General features: G+C 63.8%; 18 protein-coding genes. 2 read left to right on the plus strand and 16 right to left on the minus strand.

Annotation, left to right across the window (positions count from 1 at the left end; all coding sequences use genetic code 11):
• The first annotated feature begins 86 nt into the window (after positions 1 to 86).
• Positions 87 to 3,623, plus strand: coding sequence for an ATP-binding protein (locus GGR73_RS10650; RefSeq protein WP_221234083.1), 3,537 nt, complete (start codon positions 87 to 89; stop codon positions 3,621 to 3,623).
• 75 nt (positions 3,624 to 3,698) lie between these two features.
• Here the strand turns inward: GGR73_RS10650 and mdtD are convergent, their stop codons facing one another.
• The gene (mdtD, locus tag GGR73_RS10655) at positions 3,699 to 5,120 is read right to left on the minus strand and encodes a multidrug transporter subunit MdtD (protein ID WP_104568948.1); all 1,422 of its coding nucleotides are present in this window, start codon (positions 5,118 to 5,120) and stop codon (positions 3,699 to 3,701) included.
• Between the two features lie 445 nt (positions 5,121 to 5,565).
• On the opposite strand from mdtD, the gene GGR73_RS10660 reads away from it, so the two are divergent.
• The gene (locus GGR73_RS10660; RefSeq protein ID WP_184456854.1) at positions 5,566 to 7,089 is read left to right on the plus strand and encodes an AraC family transcriptional regulator; all 1,524 of its coding nucleotides are present in this window, start codon (positions 5,566 to 5,568) and stop codon (positions 7,087 to 7,089) included.
• A 402-nt stretch (positions 7,090 to 7,491) separates the two neighbouring features.
• Here GGR73_RS10660 and GGR73_RS10665 read toward each other — a convergent pair whose 3' ends face one another.
• From GGR73_RS10665 to GGR73_RS10735, 15 genes are all read right to left on the minus strand, one after another.
• Complete coding sequence (locus tag GGR73_RS10665) at positions 7,492 to 8,709, minus strand: hypothetical protein (RefSeq protein ID WP_184456856.1); 1,218 nt, start codon at positions 8,707 to 8,709, stop codon at positions 7,492 to 7,494.
• A gap of 223 nt (positions 8,710 to 8,932) precedes the next feature.
• Positions 8,933 to 9,556: a hypothetical protein gene (locus tag GGR73_RS20310; protein WP_223293132.1), complete on the minus strand. Its 624-nt coding sequence runs from the start codon at positions 9,554 to 9,556 to the stop codon at positions 8,933 to 8,935.
• 608 nt (positions 9,557 to 10,164) lie between these two features.
• Positions 10,165 to 10,851: a glycoside hydrolase domain-containing protein gene (locus GGR73_RS10675; RefSeq protein ID WP_054591483.1), complete on the minus strand. Its 687-nt coding sequence runs from the start codon at positions 10,849 to 10,851 to the stop codon at positions 10,165 to 10,167.
• A 173-nt stretch (positions 10,852 to 11,024) separates the two neighbouring features.
• Complete coding sequence (locus GGR73_RS10680) at positions 11,025 to 11,519, minus strand: hypothetical protein (RefSeq protein ID WP_258071406.1); 495 nt, start codon at positions 11,517 to 11,519, stop codon at positions 11,025 to 11,027.
• A gap of 122 nt (positions 11,520 to 11,641) precedes the next feature.
• Complete coding sequence (locus GGR73_RS10685) at positions 11,642 to 12,712, minus strand: hypothetical protein (protein WP_104568157.1); 1,071 nt, start codon at positions 12,710 to 12,712, stop codon at positions 11,642 to 11,644.
• Between the two features lie 19 nt (positions 12,713 to 12,731).
• Positions 12,732 to 13,079, minus strand: a complete 348-nt coding sequence (locus GGR73_RS10690; protein WP_024939226.1) for a hypothetical protein — start codon at positions 13,077 to 13,079, stop codon at positions 12,732 to 12,734.
• 79 nt (positions 13,080 to 13,158) lie between these two features.
• On the minus strand, positions 13,159 to 13,821 hold the full coding sequence (locus GGR73_RS10695; RefSeq protein ID WP_080689427.1) for a RebB family R body protein: 663 nt from the start codon (positions 13,819 to 13,821) through the stop codon (positions 13,159 to 13,161).
• The gene (locus GGR73_RS10700; protein WP_024939223.1) at positions 13,818 to 14,063 is read right to left on the minus strand and encodes a RebB family R body protein; all 246 of its coding nucleotides are present in this window, start codon (positions 14,061 to 14,063) and stop codon (positions 13,818 to 13,820) included. Before GGR73_RS10700 ends, GGR73_RS10695 begins: the two co-directional genes overlap by 4 nt.
• A gap of 23 nt (positions 14,064 to 14,086) precedes the next feature.
• On the minus strand, positions 14,087 to 14,422 hold the full coding sequence (locus GGR73_RS10705; RefSeq protein ID WP_104568159.1) for a hypothetical protein: 336 nt from the start codon (positions 14,420 to 14,422) through the stop codon (positions 14,087 to 14,089).
• 106 nt (positions 14,423 to 14,528) lie between these two features.
• Positions 14,529 to 14,807, minus strand: a complete 279-nt coding sequence (locus GGR73_RS10710; protein WP_022973268.1) for a RebB family R body protein — start codon at positions 14,805 to 14,807, stop codon at positions 14,529 to 14,531.
• A gap of 52 nt (positions 14,808 to 14,859) precedes the next feature.
• Entirely contained in the window at positions 14,860 to 15,126 is a 267-nt protein-coding gene (locus GGR73_RS10715) for a RebB family R body protein (RefSeq protein WP_065032603.1), read from the minus strand.
• Between the two features lie 30 nt (positions 15,127 to 15,156).
• A complete protein-coding gene (locus GGR73_RS10720; protein ID WP_024938705.1) occupies positions 15,157 to 15,426 on the minus strand; it encodes a RebB family R body protein in 270 nt (89 codons plus the stop codon).
• A gap of 35 nt (positions 15,427 to 15,461) precedes the next feature.
• The gene (locus GGR73_RS10725; protein WP_024938706.1) at positions 15,462 to 15,749 is read right to left on the minus strand and encodes a RebB family R body protein; all 288 of its coding nucleotides are present in this window, start codon (positions 15,747 to 15,749) and stop codon (positions 15,462 to 15,464) included.
• A gap of 792 nt (positions 15,750 to 16,541) precedes the next feature.
• A complete protein-coding gene (gene hemE / locus GGR73_RS10730; protein WP_154832403.1) occupies positions 16,542 to 17,606 on the minus strand; it encodes a uroporphyrinogen decarboxylase in 1,065 nt (354 codons plus the stop codon).
• A gap of 13 nt (positions 17,607 to 17,619) precedes the next feature.
• Positions 17,620 to 17,871, minus strand: coding sequence for a WGR domain-containing protein (locus GGR73_RS10735; RefSeq protein WP_006449079.1), 252 nt, complete (start codon positions 17,869 to 17,871; stop codon positions 17,620 to 17,622).
• Positions 17,872 to 17,981 lie beyond the last annotated feature (110 nt).

Below are 17,981 nucleotides of genomic sequence, written 5' to 3' on the forward strand. Positions count from 1 at the left end.
GCCCGCACTATGCGGCGACTTGTCGTGAAACCTGTCCCGTGCGCCTTTTTTCGTGTTTTTCCTACTGGTTGATCGCAGCGGTGTCGCTGTGTGTGTACGTCACGGTGCCACCTGCACGGGCGGCCACGGGCGCGCTGCTCACGCCGGTGCCCAGCCAGGTCACGGTCGCCGACGGGCTGCCCTCGGACACCGTCAGTGAGCTGGCCGAAGACCAGCAGGGCTATCTCTGGATCGCCAGCGATGACGGCCTGGCCAGATTCGATGGGCGCAACTACCGCATCTGGCGGATGGAAGACGGCTTGACCAGCAACGCGATCTGGACCATCTGCGTCGATCGCGACAATCGGGTGTGGATGGGATTCGAGAACGGCGGAGCCGGTTTTCTGGAGCCCAAGACGCGCGCGTTCAGGCGGCTGGAGAACCCGCAGTTTCCGGAGCTGCGCGAAATCACGGTGTGGGCGCTGGCCTACACCCCGAACGGCGATATCTGGCTTGGTACTGCGGCCCACGGGCTGTATCGGCGACGTCCCGACGGCAGCATGCAGCGCTTTTCCAACGTGCCCAGCGACCCGACCAGCCTGCCGTCCGACAGCGTGATCGGGTTCGAGGTCGCGCCCGACGGAACATTGTGGATCGGGACCCATGGCGGGCTCGCACGCTGGGACGGCGCGCATTTTCAGCGGGTGTCGTTGCCCGGAACCACGCAGGCGGTCAACCGGCTGCACATGGAGCGCAGCGGCAACACCTTATGGGTCTCGGATGTGGTCGGCGACGCGTTTCGCGTGGACGCCGACGGCCAGGCGAGGCCCCAGCCGTGGCAGAAGGCCGTGAGCAAGCGGCGGGTGATGGGAGTGTTGCTGCACGACCGCAGCGGACGCTATTGGCTGGACACCGAGAGCGGCCTGGGCCTGTCCACCGCAGGAACCGACATCAGCAGCGTGCCGGTCTACAGCCTGTCGGCGCATGGCCTGGTCAGGCGCAACTGGATTGCCGCTTACGAGGATCGGGAGGGCGGGTTGTGGTTTGCGGCGCTTGAAGGTGGCCTGTGGCACCTGCCTCCGCATTGGGACACCTTTGCGGTACTGGCCCACCACGGTGCTGATCCACAGTCGCTGACCAATCCGTCGGTGCTGGCGACGGCGTCTTCGGCTGCGGGCGGTGTCTGGCTGGCTGGCTCGCGGCATGCGCTGGAGTATCTCGATGCGGCGACCGGCCAATTGCAGACGCATCTGACGCAAATCGATGCCCGTCCGCCCGACTCCATGCTCGAAAGCCGGCGCGGGTTGGTCTGGATCGGCGTCGAAGGAAAACTGGTCCGGTATGACCCGCAAAGCGGGCAGGTCAAACGCTTGCAGCTCCGTGAGGACGTCGAGCCTGATCCGGACGGTGCGGCGGACCGTCCGGGCTGGATGGCTGAGGACGCGCAGGGCCGCCTGTGGGTGACAGTGCTGGAATATGGCCTGCAAATCCGCAACCAGGACGGGCAACTGCTGCGGACCATCGTCAATGGCAGTCATGGACTGGAGGTGTTGACCATCCTGGACCTACGCCTCGGCCCGGATGGTCAGATATGGCTGAGCAATAACGCCGGCCTGCGGCGCTGGGACCCCGCCGCCGACCGATTTGTCCCCGTCGACGGTACACCGTCCCTGCCGACCTATCTGTTCCGGCTGGGAGAGGGGGGCGTGCTCTGGACCGGGTTGGCCGGCGAGATCCGGCGGTATCTGTGGGACGGAAAGCGGCTCAAGCACCTGGACACGGTCGGAAAGGAGCAGGAGTTTCCGTTGGTGGCACCCAACGGCCTGGTGGTCGACGCCAGGGGCGTGGCGTGGGTGTCCAGTCAACGCGGGCTGATCCGGATCGATCCCGGCAGCAGGTTGGTGCGGGTGTACGGGGTGCACGATGGGCTGCCCAACCAGCAGTTGCAGATCAACACGCTGGTGCAGGCCGGCAGCGGGCGCATCGTCGCCGCATCGCCCGACGGCGTGGTGGTGTTCGACCCGGCCACGATGCGCCCCAGCACCCGCAGGCCGCCGTTGATCATCGAACGCGTGGGCCTGCGGCGCGGGGAGCGTGGTCTGGATATCACCGGGCAAGAGCCGCTGACGATGCAGGATGGCGACCGCGATCTGCATATCGTCGCGCGCCTGCTCAGTCTGGCCGATTCCGAATCCAACAGCTACCGATTTCGGTTGAGTGGCTACGATCCGGACTGGATCGATGTCGGTCCCAGCGGCGAGCGGCAGTTCTCGCGGCTGCCCGCGGGGCATTACACGCTGGAAGTGCAGGGGCGCACCGCCGACGGCATCTGGTCGGCCAGCCAGACGCTACGTTTTCAGGTGCTGCCGCCCTGGTGGTTGTCGCCATGGGGACTGGTGTTTCTGGGCGTGCTCGCGCTCTGCGCCATCGCCGCGGCGGTGTTGTTGTATCGCCGCCGCCTGCGGCGCTTGAACGCCTGGCAGCTGGCCGTGCACAAGCAGGAGCTGGCCGAGCAGGCGTCGCTGGCCAAGACGCGCTTTCTGGCCACGCTCGGCCACGAGGTACGTACCCCGATGACCGGCGTGCTGGGCATGAGCGAGCTGTTGCTCAAGACCTCGCTGGACAACAAGCAGCGCAGCTATACCGAATCGATCCGTCGTGCCGGCGCGCATCTGCTGCGCCTGGTCAACGATGCGCTGGACCTGGCGCGGATCGAATCCGGCCGTCTGGAACTGGATCTGGAGCCGTTCTCGGTACGCCAGCTGGTGGCCGAGGTGGAAGGCCTGATGGCGCCCCTGGCGCAGGAGCGTGGCCTGCGTTTCAGCCTGGAAGTAGGGCTGCTTGGCGACATCACCGCCAGTGGCGATGTCACCCGCATTCGCCAGATTCTGCTCAACCTGCTCAGCAATGCGATCAAGTTCACCGAGCGCGGCGTGGTCGGGCTCAAGCTGACCACGCTGGGCTCGTATCAGGGGCTGCGTTTCGAAGTGGCCGATACCGGCCCGGGCATCAACGCCGACCAGAAAGCGCGCCTGTTCCAGCGCTTCGAACAGGGCGACGGCGCCAAGACCACTTCGCGCTATGGCGGCAGCGGCCTGGGCCTGGCCATCTGCCAGGAACTGGCGATGGCGATGGGCGGGCATATCGAAGTGATCAGCCGGCTCGGCGCGGGCACGCGCTTCGTGGTGGATCTGCCGCTGCGCTGGGTCGCTTCCAACGCCACGCTCGGTGGCGAGGTGGCGCGCACCGGCGGCACGGTCGCCCCGCAGCGCATCCTGCTGGTGGAAGACGACCCCACCATCGCCGAGGTCATCGTTGGCCTGCTACGTTCGCAAGGGCACTCGGTGGTGCATGCGCCGCACGGGCTGGCCGCGCTGACCGAAGCGGCCGACAACCCTTTCGACCTGGCCTTGCTGGATCTGGACCTACCCGGGCTGGACGGCTTCGCCCTGGCGCGGCAGCTGCGCGTGTTCGGTTACGACATGCCGCTGGTGGCGGTGACCGCACGCTCGGACGAGGAGGCCGAGCCCACCGCGCAGGAAGCCGGGTTCGACAGTTTCCTGCGCAAGCCGCTCACCGGCGACATGCTGGCCGACACCATTGCCGAGGCATTGCGGCGCGAACGCCCGCGCGAGCAGATCTAGAGCCGTGCACCGCAGTTGAAATCGCACACGGCGCTGCGCTGGCGCGCGGCACTGGTCGATGGCGCAGCGGCCGCGTCATTCGGCGACTTCTTCCACCTGCCTGGGATGTGGCCGCGTCTCGGCCAACTGCCAGAAGATCAGCGTCGACGACAAGGTGATGCCACCGACGCACAGGAAGGTCGCATGCAATGCGGCAGTGGCGCCGTGGCTGTCGCCCAGATGTGTGTTGAAGGCGGCCAGCAGACTGCCCGCTGCCGCCGCGCCGAACCCGGTGGCCAACATCATCACCATCGATAGCAGGCTGTTGCCGGGGCTGGCCTGCTCACGATCCAGGTCGCGCAGGGTCACGGTGTTCATGACGGTGAACTGCAGCGAGTTCACCGCGCCAAAGCAGGCCAGCTGCACCAGCCGCAGCCATAGCGGCTGGCCCAGATCGATCAAAGCAAAGCTGGCCATCGCCAGGCCCACCAGCACGGTGTTGAGCATCAGCACACGGCGATAGCCGAAGCGACCGACCAGCTTCACCGCAGCACGTTTGGCCGCCATGCCGGCCAGCGCCACCGGCACCATCATCAGACCGGCATTCATCGGGCTCATGCCCAGGCCAACCTGCAACAGCAGTGGAATCAGGAACGGCATCGAGCCGCTGCCCACCCGCGCAAACAGGTTGCCCAGGATGCCGATGCGATAACTGGCCACCTTGAACAAGGCCAGTGGAAACAACGCCGCCGGCGTGCTGGCCGCATGCAGCCAGTAACCGGCCAACGCGGCCAGCCCGCCGATGGCCAGCAGCATGACAAAGGCATGGCGCAGGCCGAGCTCGGAGATGCCGTCCAGCGCCAGCGACAGTGCCACCATGCCGAACGCCAGCATCAGATAGCCGATCAGATCGAAGCGCTGGCGTGCATCGCCGTAGTGGTCGGGCATGATCTTCAGCGCGGCGATGAACCCGATCACGCCGATCGGCAGGTTGATCAGGAACACCCAGTGCCACGAGGCGACTTCCACCAGCCAGCCACCCAGCGTGGGGCCAATGAGTGGGCCGATCAATGCGGGAATCGCGATGAAACTCATCGCGCGCAGGAAGTCGGCGCGCGCCACGGTCTTGAGCACTGCCAGCCGGCCCACCGGCAGCAGCATCGCCCCGCCAATGCCTTGCACCACGCGCGCCGCCACCAGCTGCGGCAGCTGCTGCGCGGCGGCGCACAGCAGCGAGCCCAGCGTGAACACGATGATCGCCGCAAGGAAGGTGCGCCGGGTGCCGAAGCGGTCCGCAATCCAGCCCGATGCAGGGATGAACATCGCCACCGCCAATGCATAACTGAAGACCACCGACTGCATCTGCAGCGGGCTTTCGTGCAGGCTGCGCGCCATCGACGGCAACGCCGTATTGACGATGGTCGCATCCAGCATCTGCATGAAGATCGCCAGCGACACCAGCCACAGCAGCGGCTTGATGGTGTCGTAGGCGCGCAAGGTGGGCACGGGCTGGGACATGAGCATCGCCATCGGGAAGACAGCGCATTATCCCTGCGCGCGCGTGCAGAACGTCGCAACACCATATACGACGCCATTGCTTGAGCCCGTCGCAGCGTCGCATCGCCGCAGCGGCAACGAGTGAGACGCGCCGCACCCAATCCAATTGCGGACAAGCCCGATGCTACGAATCGTCGGGAACGGGCTGTGGCGGCGTGCTAATGCCAGATCTGGCTTGCACCAAGCGGTTGCTTTGCTGGCGAATCGTTTTGCGCCTGCCACCGTCCAGTCACCGCAAGCGAGCGTTGTCTCACATCAGGGTGGATCGACCGAGGGCGGGCGAGGGGAGCGTTCGTAGAAAAAGCGGAATGCACGCTTGGAGCTTTGCCGACGGTCTGGTCAGGGATGGCGCGACTTGGGTCTGGCCGCCTTCCGAGCGCGCCAGTAGATCAGGTCGAAAGCATCCATGGAAAAGCAAGTCTTTGATGTAGTGCAGCGCGCCTATTTCCCAGGCGATCCCTTGGAGAAAATGCTGGGAAAGATCGCTGCACAACTGTCGCAGAGCGCGATCACGAGCGGCGCGGTATGTAAGTTTGTCGCGGTGGAGCATCACGGTCCATCGGGCCCGGTTCTGGCAGAAATCCAGCCCCCGCCCACGCAGTGTTTTCCCGTCCAGCACGGCCGGCAAGTGCTCGGCACACTGAATGTCACGCCGGCTCAAGAACGAATGACCCCGGAGGCGATGACGCTGTGCCAGCAGATCGCAAAGTATTGTGCGTACCTGATCAAGCGCGATGCCGCGCGGGCGTTCGCGCAAGACCGGTTTGGTCGCGCGCTGTCGATCGTGGGCGTGAGCGAAGAGGTCTTGACGATCGACGAATTTGTCGAGCACGGCGCGTACAGTCGCTTGCCGGTCATCGTGCGCGGCGAGTTCGGAACCGAGAAGGAAACGGTGGCCGTTTTGCTGCATGCAGCTGCACCCTGGCGGGAGGGGCCGTTCGTTGCGATCGACTGCGCCGCTCCCGACGACGCACCGGCGGCATGGTTCAAGCGCGGGGCCGGGGGAACGCTGTTCCTGCAGAGCGTGGACGAGCTCGACGACGCGCTACAGCGCCAGTTGGCCGGGCAGCTTTGTGGCCTCGGCGGGCCATGGTCCGCCGTGGACGGCGAGGACTCGCCACGCGTGGTCGCCTCCACGACCGCTGATCTGTCGCGCCGCGTACGTGCCGGACGCTTCTCGCGGGCGCTGCTGTCGCAACTGGATGTCCTGTCGATCGAACTTACCCCGTTGCGCAAGCGACGGACAGATATCGGCTTTCACGTCGAGCATGTGCTGGACCGGCATGGCCTGGATCACGGTCAGGTGGTCACCGAGGTGTTGATGGACGCCCTGACCCACTACCCATGGCCGGAAAACCTCCAGGAGCTGGAGCGGGTGGTGCTGCGCCTGGCGGTCATGACAGCCGGCAGGCCGATCGGCAGCGCCGACATCCAGCGCCACGCACCGCGTCTGTTGGAAGGCCGGGTGAAGGGAGCGCAGCGCGATGCATGCGCCACGGTGTCGCAACCGGCCGATCTTCCGGCTGAGCCCACGCCGCCGGGAACGCCTGTCGACTGGATCGACGGCCTTCCGCATCGCCCCGGGCAACGTCTCGCCACCCTGCACGACGCACTGCGGCGCGCATTGGTGCATCTGGGCGAGCACTATGCCGAGCCGCTGACCCTGGGCGATCTGGCACGGCAGGCGCACGTTAGCCAGTCGCATCTGGGCTTTCTGTTCCGCGACGAACTCGGCACCTCGTTCAAACCGATGTTGCAGCAGCTTCGCATCGAAAAGGCCAAGGAGCTTTTGCATCAGCAGCGCAAGCTGCGCATCACCGAAGTGGCGCTGAAGGTCGGTTTCGGCGACCTGAGCCATTTCGAAAAGAGCTTCCGACGGCTGGTTGGGGTGAGCCCGCGTGAGTTCCGTAGGGTCTATGGCCAGGATTGACCGTCAGAGATGAGGCCCCAACTTCGTGCTGGGTTCATCGGCTGGGCCCAGCATGCGGTTGCTTACAAATGCGCCGCCTCTCAGAAAAAATTCTATTCAAGCACCGATTGGTTGGGGTGGCCGACTTGCGGCGCCCGAAAAGATCGCCCGCGCCGGGTCGTGCCCATCGGCTGTCTCTACCTCTACTACATGCGCGGCATCGATCGCGTGCGTCAGCAATCCGTCCAATCCCGCTTCACTCCTGCGCTGCCGACAACGAGCTGGCATCATTCGGCCACGGGTACGGCAGTGCAAGGATGGTCCCGGATTGCTAGCGATCAGGTCCAGCGTAGCGAAAAAGCGCAGTTGTGGCACGGTTGGGCTGCCTGTAACGCATTGGGGCGGTCGGGCGAGTGACGTCTTTCAGGGACGACTAATAAACCGCCCTGTGGTTACCGGGAACCACTGAGCCAGCAAGTCCCTTTCAATGGCCTCGGGCCTTCCTGTCAGATCGGCATAGTGCTTGATGTAAACACTGCGATGGTGCCAATTTACAAAGATCGGATCGGGGTGCAGCATCGGTAGCGATGTCAGGCCCGCAACAACCGCACCGGAACCCACGGCTGCCCATCGGTCTCCGCTTTCCGTTTCCACACATCCCATGCCGTAGCCCAGTTGCCGCATTGCGATGTAGCTTCTATCGTCCTTGAGAATTTGTTCGTAGAGTTCCAATAAGCCGGTATCCTTCAGATTCAGGCATGAGCCGAGCTGCGTCCCATTATCCCGCAGGAATGTCTCCGCAAGATGCCGTACCATTTGTCCTGGTTCCGGAAAGATCTGGTTGCCGCCGCCCTTGCCATTCTTGGATGCGTTTCCGACAAGGGTCACATGGGCACCAGGCATGAGGATTAGTTCCTTCTTTACTTTTACGTCCGGGATGATCGGAGTAAAGCCGCGCGCCCTCTCATCGCGTGCGTATACGGCGCGGTATTCCAGCACGTTGGTATTCAGTGTTGTCCTGTTTAACTGGAAATTCAAAGGACCGGGTACCGGGTCTATCGCAAAAATGTTGACGCAGATGTGGCGGAGCTGCGGGTCGGCATACATTGCATTGGCCATCATGTGGCAGGTAACTGCGCCACGGCTCCAGCCAATGAGGTTGACGCGGTCAGGCAGTGGTGTTCGCAGGACTTTTGCTCGCGCCTTTTGTAAGGCTTGGGGAACGATTTTTCGGTGCTTATTGGCAGGGGTCCAGCCACCAAAAGTGTTCTGCGGCTCAAGTCCAGCTGCTTCGGCAGCTGCCTTTTCCCTTTGTAGGATGCGTATTTCCGCATCTGTCATTAAGGTCCTCATATGGCTGGGGTCCTTCTTGATCACCGCAATCGCGTGCTTGACGTTCTCCTCCCAGCCCGAGCCAAAAGTAGTGCCCCGAGCATCAGTGTAGTTCCCCGGGAGTGTCCATTTATCGTTTTCTTGTTGATTCCCGCTGCCCGGTCCATCCGCTATGAGCCAATCATCGAACTCCACCCCGAGATGGTTGCGTGCCAATGTGGAGATAAGCTGTCCTTCGCTGTAGTTTGCACTGTCGTAATCCAGGCTGTTCGATCCTGTCCCGCAAAAAAATACTGTGAATGTTGACATTCTTGATGTCTCCAGAATCTCGGGTGATTGGGTCGCTGTATTAATCTATGTGTGGATTACGGGGCTCGTGCATTACGGTGGTATGAGGGTGAACTTTTGATGCATTCATGGAGTGAAATGTGGCTTTTTCTGCTAAACTTTCGCTGTAGTCGAGTTGCGTGATTATTCAATGCACTGCTGTTGGCCGGGGTTGTGATTGCGGCGGACGTGTCATGTGGTGGATTTATATAAATCCACCCATGATGTTTTGCATCAAATGGCCTTGAAGCGAGTCGCGTACTTTTGTCAGTTGGATGACATAGGAGGAATAGTCGTTCTCCGACTCGAGAAGGTAGTTGATGAGCAGCGTGAGAGAAGCTAGGACGCAATTGAAGCTATTGAATCCGTCACCATTCTTCAGTGCGAAGACATTGATTTCCGGAGCCACAGCACGGAACCATCGCGGGAAATTTCCGGCATCCTCCTCTGTTACAGGTATCTCGAAACTGACGCAGGTCGGGTCGTCAAGCATGGCGCTATCATCTTGCCAGTGGCCTCCACCGCCTTGGCCAAAGAACGCCCATGGATAACCCGACACATTCGGTACCAGTCCCCTGACGAACTGGACCCGCCCGCGAAGACGAGACAGAACGGCCGTATGACCTGTAAATTGCTGTAACAGGGGAGAGCGCGATAATCTTGAGGATCCGATTCCCATGTTTTGCTCGGTCCAAGCGATCAATGTCGGGTCGGGGTCGACTTCATAGCGCATGTCTGGCCGGTGCCTCCAACGTCCTTGGTGTCGTGAGATGCCTGCGATGCCGACGGAATTGGTTTGTTCTGACATCAAATCAACTATTACTGTCATTTCACATCTCCTTTCGAGGCGGAAGGTGCAGGCCGGCATATGCCGTACCGAGATCGAGCGACCTGATGGCGGAGTTCTCTTGCCGCTGCGGTAATGCGTACTCGTGGGCTGGCTGCTGCAGGCGCGAGGTTTTATGCGGTGAGATCGGCATGATCCCGGTCTGCGGGGATACGCGTATGCACGCTCGATACAGACGTGGGCTCTTGGACAGGGGTGTCGGAGCGTTTGGTAATACCGCCGATTTCTCTATACTTTACTGGGGAAAGTCACAGTTATTATTTTTTCCGAGGGCGCTAGCCAATCGTTGCAGGGCCCTTTGGGCGAGGGTTGCTATGGAATAATGATGTGATTCCATGGGGCTAGGTCCGCACCAGGTGTTGATCCGGATTCGGCTTTGGCCTGGTTTCGACGAGTGCGTTGGCGGATTGATTGACGCAGGTGATGCGCTTATCCGGTCGTTTAATGCATTGAATCAGTGCGGGGGAAAGTGGGGTGACGCGTGGTGTCGTCTATCGATGCAGGGAGTGTCGGGTTGGTTGCAAGGGATCTTCATGCATTGCTGGAGTTTATGGGTTCCTGCTTTTTCCCGATGCAGGAAATACGCGCAATCACGCCGAGCTCGGATCGGCTAAACTCGAATAACTGAGGTCAACTTCCAGCCCATCGCACGGCGTACCAGGAAGCGACAGCACCGCATCCTGTTCGTATTGCCAGAGCATGGCCTGGGAATAGCCGCAGCCGGCCGGATCGGAGGGCTGGACGTGCCGGATGTCGCCGGCGTAGAGGTGACGCCCTGCCGTGGAGACCCGCCAGGCCCAGACGCGCGGGGAGGGGCAGGGGCCGATCCGCGACAGCAGTTCCACTGCGCGCGCGTGCGAGCAGTACAGGCCGGGCGAAAAACCATTGCCCAACAGCGCGGCGATCCACATACGGATGTAGTCGATGGCTGCCTGTGGCGGGCTGCCGCCATCTTCCCAGTCAAGATAGACCACCGCGCCATCGGGAAAGCCTTCGGCGCGTGCCAGCGCTGCGGCCTGTGCACCATCAAGGCTGCCCTGCCGGGCGGTGACGTCGTGCGAACCGGGGCCGATCGTCTGCTGACCAAGGTAGACGGGCGCCAGGCCCCAGCCTTGTGCGATCAACGCAGCGCGTTGGCCCATCCAGCCGGTGTCGGCATGGCTTGGCGCCGGTGCCAGGTAGTAGCCGCACCACGCCAGCTCGGCCTGGGTCTTTAGCCAGTCAAGGGCGGGCAATCCGGGGAATTGATCGGTGTCGAAGCCTGTGTAGAAGGTCATGTCGGAATTCCTTCGGATCGGGCGTTGGCTGGGCCGGGGCTAGATGGCCGCGGCAAGTGGGGCTGTGCTGCTGGATCAACGTGGCGGCGGGGAGCCGGCAGACCGGCGCCAATGAGACCTGACGGGTTCATCGCGAGACCGGCTTCATCGCAACGCCGAAACGCATCGCTCCGTCAGCTGGCTATTCCGTCGTCGGCGTTCGGAGTGGCCGGCGACGTCGCCGCCATTGCCTGCTCGGTCTGCTGCTGCGCGGCGGTCACCGCCGCAGCGGCGGCCTGTTCGGCCTGCTGCAGTGCCTGGTTTGCGCTATCGATCGCCTGGTCATTGCCAGCTGCGGCGGTCGCGGCGGTTGCGGCCTGCATGGCCGCCCGTACTGCCCTATCGCTGGCCGCCATCGCCTGATCGATCTGGGCTTGCGCCGCTTTCAGCGCCGCTTCGATCTGCGAGGATCCTGACGATTGCGCAATGGAGGCTGGTGTCTGGTACGGGGGCGTGGGCTGAGTATCGTCGGACATGCGGGTATCTCCTGAAGTGGACGTGGAATGGAGCGGGGTGACGGCATCGGCACGCGATGGTCGCATCGGCACGGCGAGTGGTGCGGTTTCGGTTGGGTGCTGCGCTGCAAGCGCGCGCAGCCTCTCACCCAGTGCGTTTTCGGCCTGCGCCATGCCCTGGCGTGCGGCCGCTAGGGCAGCGGCGCGACCTGCATGCACCGCTTCGCGCGCCGCGTCGGCGGCGCTGGTCGCAAGCGGGGCCTGGTCGCCGGCCGCAGCAGGCGGGGGCGGTGCGCTCACTGCGTGGCCTCCGCATCCGTGTCTTGCGAGGTGGTGGGTGATGCAGGTGCGGCACCGAAGTCGCGGAGCGAGATGATGCCGCCGTTGACCTGCAGCAGTGCAGCCAGGGCGTCGTTCTGCATGGTGAACACGCAGCTGCTGCCATCCTGGCCCAGCACCCCACGGCTGGGCCGGTTGGCCGCCAGGAAGGCCTGCGCCGACTGCAGGTAGAGGCGGATCGCATCGCTCGCCGCCTGGTCGTCGCCGTCGCCTCGGTAGCGGGTGTGCTGGACGATCTGCTGGGCCGCCAGCGATAGCCGCGCGAAGCCGATCTGGCGACCGCGTGCCAGCCATTCGGCAACGCTGCGCTCGACCTCGTTGGGCGAAGGCAGCCCCTGCACCTGTGGGCAATCCAGGGTGGTGAACAGCTGCGGCAACAGCGTCTGCAGTGCCGAGGCCGCCGCATGCGCACGTTCGTCCACAGCGGCGATGGTGGAAGTGCAGGCCAGATAGAAGCGGTAGTAATCGCAGAACTCCAGCGGCGTGCGCGCCTGCTCGACAGCGAATGCTGCTGCCTCCTGCTGCAGTGCTGGCGTGACGTCGGCTGGCGGCGCTTCGGCGGCCAGTTGGCGGAGCGCCAGGCTTTCTTCAAGGTCCAGCGACTGGAACACGCCGGCGCCATCGACCTTCAACTGGGTCAGCAGGCTGCGGCCTGCGGCCAGGTCGCTTGCGGTGTACAGGGCGTTGTCGCGAAAGATGCGCTGCAGCTGCGCCTTGACCACCGAGCCGGTGTCGCCTGCTTCGGCCTGCGCCAGCGTGCCCAGGTCGGTCGGACTCAAGGTCATCAGCTTGACCGGGCTGACCCTCAGCTCCAGCTGCGGCAACAAGGCCAGGCGCGAGCCATGCAGGCCTTGCTGCACTTCGTCGAGCAGGCTGCTCTCGTCGGGAAAGTCGTAGCGCACACCGGGCGACTGGATCGCCCAGGCCAGCCACTGCGTGCCTCCATCGATGAAGGCCAGGCACTGCCTGCCCAGCGTCGAGAGCATCGTCGGCATCGAGATCAGGCGGCCTGCGATTGAAACGGACATTGCGTGACTCCTTGTGAGTTCAACCAGCGGGGAAATTCTTCAGCACCAGCCCGGCCGCCGAACCGATCCTGGCGAAGTCGTCGGTGGCGCCCTGCATCAGTGCCTGCGCCTGGGTAAGTGCAGTGACGTACTTGTCATCGCCGGTGGCCAGGTACTGCGCCATCGCGACGCCAACGGCCGTGGTGGCGATCGTGGAGACATTGCGCAACGCGTCGGTGGCGTCCTGCACCGCAATGGCAGTGGACTGCGCCACCGATTGGTAGGCTTTGCCGGCTCCGCTGGTCAGCACGACCTGCGGGCTCATGGTCGCCAGCTGCACCTGGTTGATGACATCGATGACCTGCGCATTGACCTTTGTCGGTTCCATCTTGATTCCCATGGAATGATCGGCCGCCTTTCAATGAGGCCTGGTGGTAGGGGGGGCTGACCTCATCTCTGCGGACGCCCTATGACTGAGCAGGCGGCGCAGGTGCAGGTGCAGGGATAGATGCAGATGCAGGTGCAACAGGAGCAGCAGATGCAGATGCAGCAACGACAGGGGGTGTGCCTGTAGCTGCAGCTGCGGGTGAAGTTGCGGCTGCAGCAGCAGGAGCATCAGAAGTGGCAGCATCATCGGGGCCGGCACCGGAGGCGGGGGGAGTAGCGGGCAGGGGCGGCGGTACGCTCAGCGCATGCACTTCCAAGAGGTCGGCGGTTGCGGTCGCGGCATCTGCCGAGGCGCCTTGCGCTTGCGTTTTCAGCACGTCGACGGCCACCTTGGCCTCCGCCGCTGCGGCGGCGATGAGCGCTGCAGGCGGGGGCGGTACGGGGGGCGGGCCGGGCAACGGCGCGACCGTCGGTGGTGGTCCGGGTGGTGCAGGCGGTGGTGGCGGCGCAACCGGGAACGGTGCCGAGATCATCTTGGCGCAGGCGGCGGTGATCGCTGCTGCATTGATCATGCCGGCGCCTTGCTGCCGGTTGACGGCGTTGTGCATCGCCATGCCCAGCGTCTCCAGCATCACGGCATCGAGCATGCCGAGCGCCTGTGCGGGCGCCTGACCGGTGGTCAGCGTCACGATGCTGCTCACCGCATCGACGACCTGGCTGTTCACGCTACTGTCGTCGATCATGACGAAGTCGCTCCCTTCTGGATGATTAAGGCAAGGATTTGAGTAAGGGCTGCATCGGCAAGCACCTGTCCGCGCTGCTGGTTGGCGACTGCGTTTTCCATTGCGAGGGCGATGGAATCCGACAGCGCCAGATAGGTCGCCCCCATCGCGAAGGCCGGCGCCTGGCCGATCGCCATCGCCGCACCTGTAGCGGCGGTACCGATCAGGTTGGCGACGCTTGCAGCCTGCGCGCTTGGCTCCATGACGGGGCACTGGCATCAGTGTCCTAGGCCAACGACGGCCTGCGCTGTGCGACGCCAGCCGACGCCGAGAACAGCACGGTGTTCTGTGGTTCGTGTCTGCACGCGTACTGCAAGGCCACGCCATCGGGCACGCGTTCCAGGAATGCAAAATTGCCCTGCGGCACGTCGATCATGTTGTCCAGCTTCCGGCGATAGACCAACGGCTGCGCTCCGGGAATCACAGGCAGGATGCCGTCGAACTCGACGTTGATCACTGCCTTTTGATGCGGCGCGAATGTCGCCACGATGGTGCGGCCCCGGATCAGTCTGACGACGACGTCCAGGGTGTTGGACGTAGGGATATGACGTAGTTGCAGCATGAGGCGTCCTTTCTCGATTCGGCCAGCGAACTGCGTGGTGGTTGCAAAGGCTTCGCGTATCGAACCAGGCGCCGCTCTCGCTGTGACAGCGGCGCCTGGCTGCCGATTACCGGAGACCGGCGCTCAGGATTTCCCGGGTGGCGACGCCATCGGACGCGGTATCGATCGAATACAGCGTGGACACGCCCTGGGTCGTCGACGCCTGCATCGTCACGTAGGACTGCTGCTGGTTGTTGGTGGCGTTGTGGGCGGCATTGGACAGCGCCTGGCTGGTGGCAACAAACAGGTTGCCCATTGCAATCGCCGGCGCATCGCCGAGGACCTTGGTGTTGACCTGGGAAACGGAATCGGTGATCTGGCTGTTGACGGCGGTCGGAAAGGCCATGGTGATAGCTCCTTGAGGTAGGGAAACAACGAAGACGCTGCGGCGTTAGCGGTTAGCCGAGGATCTTCCTGGTGGCGGCACCCGCGGTGCCGGTATCGAGCGAATACAGCAGCGAAACGCCCATCGTGGTTGCTGCCTGTGCGGTGACATACATCTGCTGTTGCGCGAGGGTTGCGTTGTGGGCCGCGTTGGCCAGCGCCTGCGCGGTGGCCTGGTACAGATTGCCCATGGCTGCGGCTGGAGCGCTTCCCAATACCTGCAGATTGGCCTGGGTAACCGAGTCGGTGATCTGGTCGTTGACGGCGGTGGGAAATGCCATTGGCGAATGTCCTTGGCGTTAGCCGGGCCGTCAGACGCCCAGGATCTGCTTGCTGACGACGCCGGTGGTGGCGGTGTCGATGGAGTACAGCGTCGCCACGCCCATCGTGGTAGCCGACTGCGCAGTGACGTAGCTCTGCTGCTGCGCGTTGGTGGCGTTGTGGGCGGCATTGGCCAGCGCTTGCGCGGTTGCCTGATACAGATTGCCCATCGCGATCGCCGGTGCGTCGCCCAGGACCTTGGTATTTACCTGGGTGACGGAATCGGTGATCTGATTATTGACTGCGGTCGGAAATGCCATTGCTTGCTCCTTATGTGCCAGAAATCACGGTCGGCTTAGCCCAGGCCCTTTATGCCGGTGCTCAGAACCTGCTTGGTCGCAACCCCGGTGGTGGCGGTGTCGATGGAATAGAGGGTGGCCACGCCCATGGTGGTGGCCGACTGCGCAGTGACATAACTCTGCTGCTGCGCATTGGTCGCGTTATGGGCGGCATTGGCCAGTGCCTGCGCGGTGGCCTGGTACAGATTGCCCATGGCGATGGCGGGGGCATCGCCCAGCACCTTGGTATTGGCTTGTGTGACGGAGTCGGTGATCTGGTCGTTGACGGCGGTTGGAAATGCCATGCGTTTCTCCCTGTTCTCGAATGAGTGGAGCGTTTGAACAAATGTGACGATGTCGAGGTTCGGCAGGCGGCCTGCCTGTCCGGAGATGTGTTGCAGTGGCACCGCATCACCGTGGAGAAACAGTAAATCTCCTTGCTCCGGGAAAATTGGTTTAAACGACGGCAATGCCGGGCTTATCGACGTGAAGCCGATCCGCTTTAGGGCGGCATGCGATGCAATGACGCGTTTTGGAACCGCGTGCGGGGAATGTCGTGGTGAATCGCAAAGGGAGTAACGGAAGGACCATGCAGAGCAGGCGAGCACAGGCTGCTGCTGACGCAAGGCAGCAACGCTCGCGTCCGCTTGGCGACTCTCTGCGGCAAGTCAATGGCCGGCCGGTACGCTGTCGGTACCCCGCGAAACCGGAGCCCACGCGCATCGATGATTGACCGCGTTGCGGCTGAGCTCGGCGCGCATCACGTCGCAGTGACGTCGGCAGGGCGCTCACTGCGCACATCACTGGAGTGGCGAGATCACGTTCAACGGAACGAGGCGGGAGGGCCGTGTTTGGAGCGGATGCAGACGTGATCCGGGTGACGGCATGGAGGCTGGTCTTGCTATCGCTGAAGACTGCCTTCGTCACTGTGCCGCGTGCCTTGCGCGGCCTGGCAGCATCCCATACGTATCGGCGGTGCTGCCGATCTATTGCTGATGCAGCCACCTCCGGTCATCGCGTTCAGCGTGCACTCCCCGGGCGCGCGCGCTGAGCGGCGGTCGACAGCACACCGGTGCGCTGTCGACCCGTGCCTTGGGTTACCGCTTGCTCAGCGTCTGCACCGCTTCCACCAGCACGCCCACATGGTCGGGATTCATGTCGGGCGACATGCCGTGGCCGAGGTTGAAGACATGGCCTTCGCGCGAGCCGCCGTTGCCCTGGGCGTAGCTGTCCAGGGTCTTGCCGACTTCGGCGCGGATCGCGTCGGGCGAGCCGTACAGGGTGGCCGGGTCCAGGTTGCCCTGCAGCGCGACGCGGCCGCCGGCGCGCTGGGCGGCGTCGGCCAGCGCGATGGTCCAGTCCACGCCTACCGCTTCGGCGCCGCTGGCCGCCAGCTCGCTGACGTAGGCACCGTTGCCCTTGCCGAACAACACCAGCGGGGTGCGCTCGGCACCGTCGCCGCGTTCCAGCTCGCGCGCGATGCGGGTGAGGTAGGGTAGCGAGAATTCGCGGTACATCGCCGGCGACAACACGCCGCCCCAGGTGTCGAACACCTGCAACGCCTGTGCACCGGCTGCGCGTTGCGCGGACAGGTAGGCGATCACCGCATCGGTGACGGTGCCGAGCAGGTGATGCAGCACCTCCGGCGCGTTGAAGGCCATGGCCTTGATGCGCGCGTATTCCTTGCTGCCGCCGCCTTCGATCATGTAGCAGGCCAGTGTCCACGGGCTGCCGGAGAAGCCGATCAACGGCACCGCGCCATCCAGCTCACGGCGGATCAGGCGCACCGCATCCATCACGTAACGCAGCTCGGTCTCCATGTCCGGCACGCCCAGCCGATGGATTGCGGCGGCATCGCGCACCGGGTGGCGGAACTTGGGGCCTTCGCCTTCGACGAAATACAGCTCCAGGCCCATCGCATCGGGAATGGTCAGGATGTCGGAGAACAGGATCGCCGCGTCCAGCGGAAAGCGTTGCAGCGGCTGCAGCGTCACTTCGCAGGCGATTTCGGGATTCTTGGCCATGCCGAGGAAGCTGCCGGCGCGCGCGCGGGTGGCGCGGTATTCCGGCAGGTAGCGGCCGGCCTGGCGCATCAGCCACACGGGGGTGCGGTCCACGGGCTGACGGTTCAGGGCGCGCAGCAGGCGATCGTTCTTGAGCATGGGAGGTGTGTCCTCAGCGCGGCGCGTCGGCGCCGCCGGTGATGAGTTGGAAGCCGCGTTTGAGGTGGGTGTCGCGCGCCTTGTCGAAGGCCCGGTCCGCTTCGTCCTGCAGCAGGTATTGGTCGCGTCGCAACTGCGAGCGTCCACCGATCTCGCCGCTTTCGCGCAGCAGCTCCCAGCCGCCGAACAGATCCGGTTGCAGGGTCAGCTGGACGTAGCGGAGCGGCGCGTTGCCGCCAGGATCGTGTTGCAAGTGGATGCGCATGGCGCCGATTGTAGCCGGGCGGTGCTGAAGGCTGGGGGCAATGGGCGCGCCGGGTTGCTCCGCTTGCGAAGGGAGGTTGGCAAGCAGGGATGGCGTAGGAGCGCACCTGG

The sequence above is a fragment of the Xanthomonas sp. F14 genome, assembly GCF_014199865.1.

Coding starts and splice junctions, on each gene's coding strand:
- mdtD (WP_104568948.1), bottom strand. CDS start 5,120: ATGTCCCAGCCCGTGCCCACCTTGCGCGCCTACGACACCATCAAGCCG.
- GGR73_RS10660 (WP_184456854.1), top strand. CDS start 5,566: ATGGAAAAGCAAGTCTTTGATGTAGTGCAGCGCGCCTATTTCCCAGGC.
- GGR73_RS10665 (WP_184456856.1), bottom strand. CDS start 8,709: ATGTCAACATTCACAGTATTTTTTTGCGGGACAGGATCGAACAGCCTG.
- GGR73_RS20310 (WP_223293132.1), bottom strand. CDS start 9,556: ATGACAGTAATAGTTGATTTGATGTCAGAACAAACCAATTCCGTCGGC.
- GGR73_RS10675 (WP_054591483.1), bottom strand. CDS start 10,851: ATGACCTTCTACACAGGCTTCGACACCGATCAATTCCCCGGATTGCCC.
- GGR73_RS10680 (WP_258071406.1), bottom strand. CDS start 11,519: ATGGCGCAGGCCGAAAACGCACTGGGTGAGAGGCTGCGCGCGCTTGCA.
- GGR73_RS10685 (WP_104568157.1), bottom strand. CDS start 12,712: ATGTCCGTTTCAATCGCAGGCCGCCTGATCTCGATGCCGACGATGCTC.
- GGR73_RS10690 (WP_024939226.1), bottom strand. CDS start 13,079: ATGGAACCGACAAAGGTCAATGCGCAGGTCATCGATGTCATCAACCAG.
- GGR73_RS10695 (WP_080689427.1), bottom strand. CDS start 13,821: ATGATCGACGACAGTAGCGTGAACAGCCAGGTCGTCGATGCGGTGAGC.
- GGR73_RS10700 (WP_024939223.1), bottom strand. CDS start 14,063: ATGGAGCCAAGCGCGCAGGCTGCAAGCGTCGCCAACCTGATCGGTACC.
- GGR73_RS10705 (WP_104568159.1), bottom strand. CDS start 14,422: ATGCTGCAACTACGTCATATCCCTACGTCCAACACCCTGGACGTCGTC.
- GGR73_RS10710 (WP_022973268.1), bottom strand. CDS start 14,807: ATGGCCTTTCCGACCGCCGTCAACAGCCAGATCACCGATTCCGTTTCC.
- GGR73_RS10715 (WP_065032603.1), bottom strand. CDS start 15,126: ATGGCATTTCCCACCGCCGTCAACGACCAGATCACCGACTCGGTTACC.
- GGR73_RS10720 (WP_024938705.1), bottom strand. CDS start 15,426: ATGGCATTTCCGACCGCAGTCAATAATCAGATCACCGATTCCGTCACC.
- GGR73_RS10725 (WP_024938706.1), bottom strand. CDS start 15,749: ATGGCATTTCCAACCGCCGTCAACGACCAGATCACCGACTCCGTCACA.
- hemE (WP_154832403.1), bottom strand. CDS start 17,606: ATGCTCAAGAACGATCGCCTGCTGCGCGCCCTGAACCGTCAGCCCGTG.
- GGR73_RS10735 (WP_006449079.1), bottom strand. CDS start 17,871: ATGCGCATCCACTTGCAACACGATCCTGGCGGCAACGCGCCGCTCCGC.